The organism is Pseudomonas sp. KCJK8993, assembly GCF_046230915.1.
Taxonomy (GTDB): domain Bacteria; phylum Pseudomonadota; class Gammaproteobacteria; order Pseudomonadales; family Pseudomonadaceae; genus Aquipseudomonas; species Aquipseudomonas piscis.
This window is the reverse complement of the sequence record NZ_JBJJLO010000165.1, coordinates 1-11,009: the sequence shown is the minus strand read 5'-3', so window position 1 is coordinate 11,009 and position 11,009 is coordinate 1. Positions and strand designations below refer to the sequence as shown.

The 11,009-nt window shown below is 65.9% G+C and carries 7 protein-coding genes; all 7 read right to left on the bottom strand.

Features of this window, described 5'->3' with window-relative positions; translation table 11 throughout:
* On the bottom strand, positions 1-291 hold a 291-nt coding region (locus ACK6AU_RS30035), incomplete at its 3' end, for an acyltransferase domain-containing protein (protein WP_409303275.1).
* Between the two features lie 70 nt (positions 292-361).
* Entirely contained in the window at positions 362-616 is a 255-nt protein-coding gene (locus ACK6AU_RS30030; protein WP_185699836.1) for an acyl carrier protein, read from the bottom strand.
* Between the two features lie 46 nt (positions 617-662).
* Complete coding sequence (locus tag ACK6AU_RS30025) at positions 663-1,412, bottom strand: polyketide synthase (protein WP_185699835.1); 750 nt, start codon at positions 1,410-1,412, stop codon at positions 663-665.
* Position 1,413: 1 nt separating this feature from the next.
* Positions 1,414-2,196 carry an enoyl-CoA hydratase/isomerase gene (locus tag ACK6AU_RS30020; RefSeq protein ID WP_409303272.1) on the bottom strand — a complete coding sequence of 261 codons (783 nt, stop codon included), beginning with the start codon at positions 2,194-2,196 and terminating at the stop codon, positions 1,414-1,416.
* Positions 2,197-2,296: 100 nt separating this feature from the next.
* Positions 2,297-2,647, bottom strand: coding sequence for an acyl carrier protein (locus tag ACK6AU_RS30015; RefSeq protein WP_185702239.1), 351 nt, complete (start codon positions 2,645-2,647; stop codon positions 2,297-2,299).
* A gap of 17 nt (positions 2,648-2,664) precedes the next feature.
* On the bottom strand, positions 2,665-3,963 hold the full coding sequence (locus ACK6AU_RS30010; protein ID WP_409303270.1) for a flavin-containing monooxygenase: 1,299 nt from the start codon (positions 3,961-3,963) through the stop codon (positions 2,665-2,667).
* Positions 3,960-10,994 carry a beta-ketoacyl synthase N-terminal-like domain-containing protein gene (locus tag ACK6AU_RS30005; RefSeq protein ID WP_409303268.1) on the bottom strand — a complete coding sequence of 2,345 codons (7,035 nt, stop codon included), beginning with the start codon at positions 10,992-10,994 and terminating at the stop codon, positions 3,960-3,962. The genes ACK6AU_RS30010 and ACK6AU_RS30005 overlap by 4 nt, the downstream gene beginning before the upstream one ends.
* Positions 10,995-11,009: the final 15 nt, after the last annotated feature.

Genomic DNA, 11,009 nt, shown 5'->3' with positions numbered 1-11,009 from the left:
CTGCGCCGCCAGCAGGGCGTTGAATTCACCCAGGCTGTGGCCGGCGAAACCATCCGCCTGGGCCCCATCGCGCAGCCGCTGGAAATAGGCCAGGGCGTTGACCACATAGATCGCCGGCTGGGTGTAGCGGGTCTGGTCCAGCAGGCCATCCGGGTCATCGAGGCACAGGGCCTTGATCGAATAACCGAGTAGGTCGCTGGCCGCTTCGGTCAGCTCGGGGAACTCATCGAACAGCGGGCCACCCATACCTCGCTGCTGCGAACCCTGGCCGGGAAAGATGAACACCTTCATTGACACCTCCGTTGTGCATTGCCCCTGGCGGCGCGCCGGACTTGGCGCCCCGCTGCCCGGTCCATCCGTGCTACACCGCCCGCGCCTCGAGCCGGGCGTGGATCAGGTCCGCCAGTTCGCCGATATTGCCCGGGCCGAACAGCTCTACCCGAGGAATGCTCAGGGACAGCGACTCCAGCACCAGCATCACGATTTCCGCGCGATCCACCGAGTTCGCCCCCAGGTCACGCAAGCGGTCGCCGCGGGTGAACGCATGGCTGGCAAGGGTGGGAATCACTTGCCGGACGTGACGGACAATCAATTCGAATACCTGTTCTCTGGTCATGCTTGTGCCTCGCTGTTGAAGGAATAACGCACCGGGTAACGGCCAATCAGTTGCCGAACAGTGCCTTGATACGCTCTCGCACCTCGGGGTGATGGAAGGTTTGCGCGTGCATCTGCACCTCGCGGGCCGTGACCGCGGGCAGCTGCGCACGCAGGCCAGAGGTCAGGTGCGCCTTGAGGGTCACCAATGAATGCCGGGGTTTCTCGGCCAATTGCGCCGCCAGTTCATGGGCATGGGCCAGCACGTTCGCCCGCGGCAGCACCGGGAACGGGATGCCGCGGCCAGCCAGCTCGTCACCGCGATAGTTCTCGGCAGTCATCAGCAGTTCCTGGGCCAGCGCCAGGCCGAGCTTCTCCTGCAGCACCAGGGTCGCGCCGAACCCCGGGGTGAAGCCATAGCGCATGAAGTTCGCCGCATACACGCTCTCGCGGCTGAGCACCGCCAGGTCGGCGAACAGGCCGAACACCAGCCCGCCACCAATCGCATGCCCCTGCATGGCTGCCACTACCGGGATCTCGCAGTTCAAGGGCAATTCGTAGATCGGGTAGTCGGTGAACTGGCCGCGCCCGTCTGCCAGCTCGAGCAGCATTTGCTGGGTGCCGCCGGTGCAGAAGTAGGTGTCGTAGCCAGTCAGGACCACCACCTTCCACGCCGGATTGCTACGCACCGTCTCGAAGGTGCGGATCAGTGCCTGGGCCAGGCCAGTGGAGAATCCGTTCTTGTGGATGCGATCGGTCATGGTGACCTGCACGATCGCTGGCGTTACCTGCTCGAGCTGTACCAGATCGTCGTTCATATCACACCTGCTCCCACGGGAACGCGCCCGTCTCGACGTAACGCACGATGTTCGAAAGGTTCTGCGGATCGCTGAACACCTGCCGGTTGGCCGCCAGCGCGGCGTCGCGATCGAGTCGTGGCGCGCCGCACAGCGCGCCACGAAATTGCTTGTAGCGCGCCACCCCGGGCCGGGACAGGCGCCGCAAGCGCAACAGGTGCTTGCGCAGCAGGTTGTCGCCATCGGCCTCGCAGGCATCCACCAGGCCCCAGGCCAGGGCCTGGTCGACACCTATCGCGCTGGTCATCAACGTCATGTAGTGGGCGCGCTGCGGGCCGATGCGACGCTCCAGGAACGGCAATACGCAGGCCGGCATCAGCCCGAACAGCAACTCCGAAAGGCTGAACGAGGCGCTCTGGTCGGCGATCACGATATCGCTGGCGGCAACGAACCCGACGCCGCCGGCATTGACCTTGCCGCGCACGTAGGACAGCACTACGAACGGCCCGGTCGCCAGGCGCAGCCATAGGTCATAGAGGGTGGCCGGGTCGAGCACGCTGGAACTGGCCTGGGGGTCGTTGGCGAGTTTGCGCACCAGCGTGAAATCCATGCCGAAGCAGAACACTTGCGGCAACCCTTCGAGCACCAGCACCGTCACGTGCTCATCCAGTCGTTCCAGCAGATCGGCCAGCTCGGCGACCAGGCGATCGTCGATGGTGTTGTTGGCCTCGGGCCGATACAGCTGCACGAAGCAGATGTTGTCCTCGTGGCGCACACGCAGGGTGTGGTATCCGGTTTCGATCATTGCCGCCTCCACTGCGGGCTATCGCCATATCCATGGCGGGTGCGGGATGAAAATGCAGTCAAGCACAGGAATCACCAGGGGGCTCGACCAGGGATTTTCGTCAAGGCGCTGCGCTACCACCCGGCAATGCCTGGTAGAACCCGGCGAGCTGCTCGCCGTGCCGGTCGCCGATGACCTGGCACAACTCGCGCACGCTGCTGACCTCGAAATACACCGCCGGCGGCACAGCGATGCCATAGAACTTCGCCAGGCTGGACATGATCGTGGTGACGTGGATGGAGCTGTCGCCATAGTTCGCCATGTCGACATCCAGGGTCAGCTCCGTGCTATGCAGCTTGAGCGCGTCGCCCACCAACCGCAGCACGTCGGCTTCGAAGGCACCGTGCCAAGGCGGCCGTTGTGCCGGGGCCGGTTGGAATTGTCCTGGGTGCTGCTGGTTATCCGGATACATATGCACCTCCCGCTGGGTCAAACGCTCTTGAGCATGTTGCTGTACTTCCTGACCTGGGCCAGGTATTTCCACAAGTCGGCCTCCCAGAGGTGCCGCCGCGACTTGATGAAGTGTTCCTGGCCAATATCCACCTGCTCGCCGCGCTTGGCCTCGTTGAAGGCTTCGAACCCCCTGGTCTTGGCAAAGAACGCGCGGGCATAGCTCAGGACGAAGTTGCCCTGGATTTTCGCTGCATCGCCCAGGCCACCCGCCGCGTTGACGAACCCCATGCACAACAGATTGTCGTGGTTGCGCGGGGCGCAATGCAGGAACAGATCGGGAATGCCATCGCGCCAATGCAAGAGTTGCGGGTCGATGAACGACAAGTTGCGGTTGTAGCCGGTGGCATAGACGACCAGGTCCACCTGCTCCCTGGATCGATCGACGAACAGCGCCTGGCCTTCCACCAGGGCCGCGACATCGCCCTTGGGCACGATATCGCCGTGGCCGATATGGAACAGCACGTGGGAATTCATGATGGGATGCGCCGCGCTGATCGGGTAGTCGGGCTTGGGCAGGCCGTAATCGGTGCCATCGAAGCTCGCCACCTTGAAGGTTTCCAGCACGTGCTGCCAGAACCCCTCCTTGCTGCTGAAGCGCTCCGCGATCTCTCTCATCCACAGTGCAGTGGGCATGCCGTGGATGAACTTGGGCTGGTAATAGTAGCCACGGCGGGTGCTGTGATAGACCCGCTCGGCGTGATGCACGGCATCGGTGGCGATGTCGCAGCCGGAGTTGCCGCCGCCGATCACCAGCACTCGCTTGCCACGCAACTGGTCGGGCGACTTGTAGTCGGCCGCGTGCAGGATCTCCCCGGCGAACCCTGTGCAAGGGATCGACGGGAAGTAAGCGGTTCGCTGCAAGCCGTTGCAGATCACCACCAACTCGTGGAACTCACGGCCGCCCTGGGCAGCACGGACCTGCCAGCCCTGACCATGGGGCTCCAGCCGCTCGACCCGGGTGCCGAACCGAGCCCGTTCATACAACCCGAACCGGGCTGCATAGGAACGCAGGTAGGCCAGCATCAACCGGTGATTGGGATAGTCCGGGTACTCCGCGGGCATGGGGAAATCCGGAAACTGGGTATTCGACTTGGGCGAAATCAGATGCAGCGACGGATAGGTCCGGCTGCTATCGCCCTCGCTGTTCCAGACACCGCCGAAGTTCGCCTCCGCTTCGTACAGGACGAAGTCGATGCCGGCGGCATTGAGCTCACGGCCAACGGCCAACCCGGTGGGGCCGCCACCGATGATCGCCACCTTCGCTGGGCCGCTCATTTCATCGCTCCTGCCAGGTCGCTGCCGAGACTGGCCGGTTCATCGAGACTCAGGCCCTGCAGGCGCAAGCACAAGCGCCCTTCGCCGTCGGCCAGATCGATATCCACCGGTGGTTGCGCTTGCGGATCGTCCGTACCAGGCACCGCGCTCACCCATGCCTGCCTGGGCAAGGCTCCCCAGCGCTGCACCCTGGCCACCGTAAAGGGCGGCACCAGGGCCCGGGCGCCCGGCAGCAACGCCTCGGCCACCTGGAAACCAGCCACCAGCACCGCTGCCTCCGGCCAGCCCGGGTTCGTGCTGGCGTCCGGGCTGTGCAGCTCGCCCAGGGCGAGCCGCGTGCCCCGGCGGAACTCGCGCAGGGCTCGCAAGCCGGGGCCGTAGGCCGCGCCGCCGCGCTCCAGGTGGGCGTAGCAGGCCGGCCCCGTGACACTGGCATGGCAGGCTACCCTCAGCCTGGCCAGGTCGATCCGTGGCGCTGGCTGATCCGCCGGGGCCTGCGGCCAGGCGGTTCCTGCGCAGTACAGCACCTCGCTGTCAGCCTCCTGGCTGAAGATCCGAAAACGCATGTGACCCAGTTCGTCCGCCGCCAACGCCAGGTGCACCTCCAGCGCCCCAGCGACCAACAGCGGCCGTAGCCAGTGCACGTCCTGCAGGGTTACCGCGCTGTCGGCTGGCAGCCGTTGCGCCAATAGCACAGCCGCCCGTGCCCACTCCAAGAGGACGATGGCCGGCATGCCGGGCTGTCCTGCGACGTGGCAGTCGCGCACCAGTTCACTCTCTGGAGCGAGCCAGGTCGAGTAGCGCAAGCCAGCGATGCTCGAGGTATTGCGCTCGATCAACGGATGCAGGCGTTTGGCTGATGGCGTGGTGCTCGCAGCGGCGCTGCGCCGGACGACGGTATCGTCCGGATGCACCCAGTGCGACTCCCTGGCGAAGGGATAGGTTGGCAAGGACAGGCGCTTGGGCTGCCTGCCCGGATACAGGCGCAGCCATTCGATCGGCGTACCGCCGACCCACAAGGAACCCAGGCGCTGCAGGTTGTCCAGGGTTGATGGGCCGGCCAGCACGTCTTCGCCTGCCTGCGTTGCTGACATCGCCTGGCGTGCTTGGCCGGTGTAGGCCTGGGCATCCTCCTGGCCATCGATGAAGGCCCGCAAGCTCTCGAGCACCCTGGACCGCGAGTCGGCGACGAAAGCCAGCCGGTACTCGAGTTCCGCGCGGCCGCTCTGCAAGGTGTAGGCCATGGCTTCGAGGTCCGGGGCAGCATTGCGCTCGACGTAGGCCCGCAAGCGTTCGGCACAGCTGCGCAGTTGTTCCGGGCGCCTGGCCGAGAGTACGAACAGCCAGGGTTGTGGGACAGGCACAGCGCCCTGCTCTACACAAGGTGCTGGACGATATTCGTCGACCACCAAATGTGCGTTGGTCCCACTGATGCCGAAGGCGCTGACGGCGGCACGCAAGCCCGGCGCAGCACCGGGTTGCCAGGGTTGGCGTGTCGTACAGACGAAAAACGGCGAGCGCCGCAGATCCAGGTGTTCGTTCGGCGTGCGGTAGTGCAGGGTCGGCGCCAGTTCGCGGTGTTTCATCTGCAGCAGCACCTTGTGCAAGCCCGCCACCCCGGCTGCCGCCGAGGTATGTCCCAGGTTGCTCTTCACCGAGCCCAGGCCGCAGTAGTGCTGGCGTTGCGTGCGCTCCTGGAAGACCGTGGACAGCGCCTCCATCTCGATCGGGTCGCCCAGCTTGGTCCCGGTCCCGTGGAGCTCGACGTAGCCAATGGTCTCGGGATCGATGCCATAGCGGGCGTAGACCTCGCGCAGCAGTGCCTCCTGGCCTGCCGCACTGGGTGCGGTGATGCCGTTGGTCTTGCCATCCTGGTTGATACCCGAGCCGATTATCACCCCATGAATGGAGTCGCCATCGCGGATCGCATCGCCCAGGCGCTTGAGCACCAGCGCACCGACACCCTCGCCCGGGACGAAACCGTCCGCGTCGTTGTCCAGGGGCCGGCAACGGCCGTGGGCCGACAGCACTCGTGCATTGCACATCGCCAGGTAGGCGTGTGGTGCCAGGTAGAGCGTCACCCCGCCGGCCAGGGCCATGTCGATCTCGCCGCTGCGCAGTGCCTGGCAGGCCAGGTGCGTGGCCACCAGGGACGATGAGCAAGCGGTATCCACCATGAGTGCCGGCCCCTTCAGGTTCAGGAAGTACGCCAGGCGCGCCGCGGCGATGGCCGGGTTGTTGCCGGTGACATCCCCCGCGCCCTGGCAGTGTTGTACCCATTCACCGTATTCATTGCCGCCCATCATGCCCAGGTACACCCCACACCGGGACTCGCCGAGCAGCCGAGGTCCATAACCTGCATCCTCGAAGGCCTTGTAGCCCTCCTCCAGGAACAAGCGTTGCTGCGGGTCCATCAACTCCGCCTCCAACGGCGGGATGCGAAAGAACAACGGATCGAAGCAGTCGATGTCGTCCAGGCGGCCCAGCCACTTGCTGTAGATCTTGCCCGACTCCCGTGCATCCGCATCGAAATAGGCACTAACGTCCCAGCGCGAAGCGGGGATTTCCTCCACACAATCACGGCCTGCTGCGAGGTTGTCCCAGTACGCCTCCAGCGAATCCGCCCCAGGATAACGCCCGGCCATACCGATGACCGCTATCCCCTCCACTGCCTGGTCCGGCACCTCACGAGGTGACTCGCGCTGCTCGACGCGAGGCTCGGGTTCCAGGTCGACCTTGGTGCCTTGGCCAGCGATGGACTGGGGTACAGACGATGTGGCCATGCTCGGCGCGCTTGCCTCTAGCTGCGTCGCCACCAAGGTGACGATGCCGGCCAGGGTCGGATGCTTGTAGACCGCGGTCGCACCGATGGCCAGCCCGTAGCGCCTGTTGATCTCGCGACTCCACTCCACGGCGATGATCGAATCCATGCCCATCGAGGCGAAAGGTTTGTCCGCCTGGATTCGTTCCACATCGATGCCCAGCGCCCGGGCGAGGCTCTCGGACAGCTCACGTTCCAGCAAGTAGCGGTCAAACCCGGATCCCTGCTGGTTCTGCTGTACCGACGGAACGGCAACCGATACCGGCTCGGCAACGGCTTGTAGCGTTGCGGGTCGCCACTCGACGGGGACGATTGCCGGGTCTTCCGGTCCGGTAATCGCCCGCAGGGGCCGCAGCTGCAGGATGGGAACACGTTGCGCCGACGGTGCGACCTCGGGTGCGATGCTGTCCAGGTCTTGCTCCAGGGAGCGCAACTTGAGACGGCCGGGTTTGGCTTGGGTTGCCGCGGCTGGTTTGCTGGCGCTGACCTGCACCAGCGTGGCGGGCGCTGCCGGGGGGGCGGCCTGGACTGACGCCAGTTGCGCCTGAGCAGCGGCCTGCCGGTCCTCTTGCTCCTTACCGGACGGCCAATAGCGCTCTTTCTCGAAGGGATAGGTCGGCAACGCGACCCGGCCCGGCCGCTGTCCCGGGAACAACCGTGCCCAGTCCAGCTCGATCCCTTCTACATACAGTTGCGCAAGGGACAGCAGCGCACCGCGGAGCACCTCGGGATTGGCCGGCGCGCGGCAGTCCTGCAAGCACTGGTCGGCCACAGCCTGGGCCTTGGTGGAGGCTTCCTGGGTACCGTCGACGATCCCGCTGTAGCCATCGACCAGCTCGCTGGCGTCCAGCCATTGCCCCAGTTGCACGCGCAGCGCATCCGTATCGCGGGTGACCCAGGCCAGGCGCTGTTCGAGGTGGCGCCGGCCCAACAACAGGGTGTGGCTCATGGCACCCGGCTCGACGGGCTCATACTGCAGGTGGGCGAGCAGGTTCTTTGCCTGCAGCCGGAGTTGCTCCAGGGTCCTGGCCGACAGCACCACCAGATGCAGCGGGCTGGCCGATGGCCGCGCCGGACGCTCGGGCGCTTCGGCGATCACCGCGTGGGCGTTGGTACCGCTGAAACCGAATGAGCTGACGGCCGCCAGCCGCTCCCCGGCCACGGGCCGGTGCCACTGTTCGGTGCGGGTGGGGACATGGAACGGACCGTGGGAAAAATCGATGTGCGGATTGGCACTGACGAAATGCGCCGACGCCGGGATCTGCCGGTGCCGCAACGCCAGCAGGACCTTGAGTACTCCGGCGATGCCGGCCGCTGTGGCCGTGTGCCCCACCGTGCTCTTGATCGAGCCAAGGGCACAAGGTGCGCCACTATGGCCACCTTGGGCGAAGGCATCGGCCAGGGCCCTGGCCTCTATCGGGTCACCCAGCACCGTCGCGGTACCGTGGGCCTCCACCAGGCCGATGTGCTTGACCTCGATGCCGTGGCGCCGATAGACCTCCAGTTCCAGCCGGGTCTGGGCAGCAGCGTTGGGCGCCGTGATGCCGTTGCTCGCGCCATCCTGGTTGACTCCCGTGCCGCGGATCACTCCGTGGATCACATCGCCATCGGCCAGGGCCTGGGACAGGCGCTTGAGCACGACTGCGCCGACGCCCTCCCCTGGGACAAAACCATCGGCCTTGGCATCGAAGGCATAGGCACAACCGCTGGGCGAGAGCATGCCGGCTTGCTGGGCCTGGAGATGGAACAGCTCGGTGCTCTGCACGAACACGCCGCCAGCCAAGGCCAGGTCGGCATCCCCGGTGCGCAGCCCCTGGCAGGCCTGGTGCAGCGCCACCAGCGAGCTGGAGCAGGCGGTATCGATCGCCACGGCCGGGCCCTGCAGGTTGAGGTGATAGGCGATGCGCGCCGGAATCACCGAACCGGCATTGCCCCAGAACGCCTGCGCCGGCGCGTCGCTCTCCAACAGCCGCTGGTAATCGCCCGCCGCGCAGCCCACATAGACCCCGCAGCGCAAGCCTTCGCCGCTAGCGCCCGCATACCCGGCGTCTTCCAAGGCGCGCCAGGCTTCTTCGAGGAACAGGCGCTGCTGCGGGTCCATGACCTTGGCTTCGCGCCCGGAGATATTGAAGAACAGCGGATCGAAGCAATCGATGTCGCGCAGGAAACCGCCACGCCGGCAATACGGCGCATAGGCGGGGAAATGTCGCGTCAAGTCCCAGCGCGTCACGTCCTCGAACAAGTCCTGGCCCTGGACGAGGACCTGCCAGAGGTCGTCCAGGCTGTCGGCGCTGGCGAACCGGCCACTCATGCCGATCACGGCGATCGGCTCCGGCCGGCCCGGCTCGCTGGCAAGCTGCGGTGCAGGCTCCGGCACGACTGCCACTTGCGGCACCCGGACCACCACCTTGCCGATGTTGCGCCGGTCAGCCAGCCAGCGGTAGGCGTCCTGCACCTCGCTGAAATCGAAGACCCGGCTCAAGGTGGGTCGGATCACCCCGGCCTCCAGCAGCCTGGTCATTTCATCGGCCAACTCTTGCATCAGTGCCGGGTTGTCCTGGATTAGCTTGCGCAGGTCGATACTGATGAACGACTGGTTGTCGTTGAGCCGCGACAGGTCGATGCTGCGGGACGATTTCAATGCGGTCATCGCCAGTTCGACATAACGCCCACCAGGGGCCAGGCAATTGAAGCCTTTCTGCAGAGCATCGTCGGCCAGGGTGTTGATCACCACGTCCACGCCCTTGCCCTGGGTCAGCCGCGACACCGCTTGCGCGAAGTCCTCCTCGCGATAATTGATCCGATGGGCGACCCCCAGCCCGGCCAGGTAGTCGAGTTTTTCCTGGGAGCCGGCGGTGGCGTAGACCTGCGCCCCCGCATGCTGCGCCAGTTGGACGGCGATCAACCCGGTGCCGCCGGTGGCGGTCTGGATCAGTACCCGCTCGCCGGGCTTGACCTGGGCCCGGGCGAAGCTGGCGATCATGGTCAAGGCCACTACCGGCAGCGCGCAGGCTTCCTCGAACGACAGCCCCTTCGGCAAGGCGAATACCCGGTCCTGTGAGCAGGTCATGACGCTGGCGTGGGCCCCCAAGGCTTCGCCAGCCAAGGCGAACACCGCATCGCCGAGCGCAACCCGCGACACCTCGTCCCCCACCTCCAGCACCACGCCACTGGCCTCGAAACCCGGGGTGAAGGGATACGGCGGCTGGGTGGGATACAGGCCGTTGACACACAACAGGTCGCCGAAGTTCAGGGCGAAGGCGCGGACCGCGATTCGCACTTCGTCCGGCCCCAACGGCAGCAAGGGTGCTTCGATCACCTGCAGCTCATCGATCCGTCCAGGGCCCTCGATTCGCAATTGTCGGCACACCTGCGGCACTTGCTCCAGCACCTCAGCTAATGGCGGTACCTCGACCCGGGCAGGCTCGGCGCTGGCCGGTGCGCGCCGGCGACTGGGCTCGGTTACGGCCACTGGCGGCACCGGCAGCCTGGCGGCAGGCGCCTCGGCACGGTTGGTTTGTTGTTCCAGGGACGGGTACGTGCGCTGGATATGCTCGGCCAGCGCCCTGATCGACGGAAAATCGAACAGTGCCGTGACCGGCAGACGCAGGCCGAGCTTCTGGTTCAGCGCGTTGATCAAGGTGATGCCGGTGATCGAGTCCACGCCGTAGTTGGCAAAGGCCTGGTCCTCCTGCACCCGGGCGCGGTCGAGCTTCAGCACTTCCAACAGCGCCTCGTGGATCGCCTGGCGCACCGGCATCCCGCGCTCTTGCGCCACGTCCGTTGGCAGCGCGCTCGGCGCCGGACTGGCTGGGCGAGTTTCCCGGGCAGCACTGTCGCCGCTCTCCTGCCCTGCCTGCCGCGCTGCCTCGCCCTGGGACTCGATCACCCCATTGCTGATGCCGGTGACGATTTGCTGGCCCAGGCCATGGGCCGCTGCCGCCGGCTGGTTCAGCGAGCCATAACCTTCGAGCTCCAGTACGTGCCGCCAGGTCGATGGCGCCAATGCCGGGGTCCCGGGAATTCGCAGCGCAACGTCGGTCGCCATTCGCCAACCATCGAGCAAGCCGAAGGTCAGGTGGGTGAACAGGCTGGCCTGGGTCAGTTCGTTGAGCAACAGCAGGCCATTGCCCCGCAGCAGGCTCTTGACGTGCCGCAGGGTGCGGCGGATGTCTTGCGTCGCATGCAGGACATTGGCCGCTACCACCACGTCGTAGTGCCCGGG

Coding starts and splice junctions, on each gene's coding strand:
- ACK6AU_RS30030 (WP_185699836.1), bottom strand. CDS start 616: ATGACCAGAGAACAGGTATTCGAATTGATTGTCCGTCACGTCCGGCAA.
- ACK6AU_RS30025 (WP_185699835.1), bottom strand. CDS start 1,412: ATGAACGACGATCTGGTACAGCTCGAGCAGGTAACGCCAGCGATCGTG.
- ACK6AU_RS30020 (WP_409303272.1), bottom strand. CDS start 2,196: ATGATCGAAACCGGATACCACACCCTGCGTGTGCGCCACGAGGACAAC.
- ACK6AU_RS30015 (WP_185702239.1), bottom strand. CDS start 2,647: ATGTATCCGGATAACCAGCAGCACCCAGGACAATTCCAACCGGCCCCG.
- ACK6AU_RS30010 (WP_409303270.1), bottom strand. CDS start 3,963: ATGAGCGGCCCAGCGAAGGTGGCGATCATCGGTGGCGGCCCCACCGGG.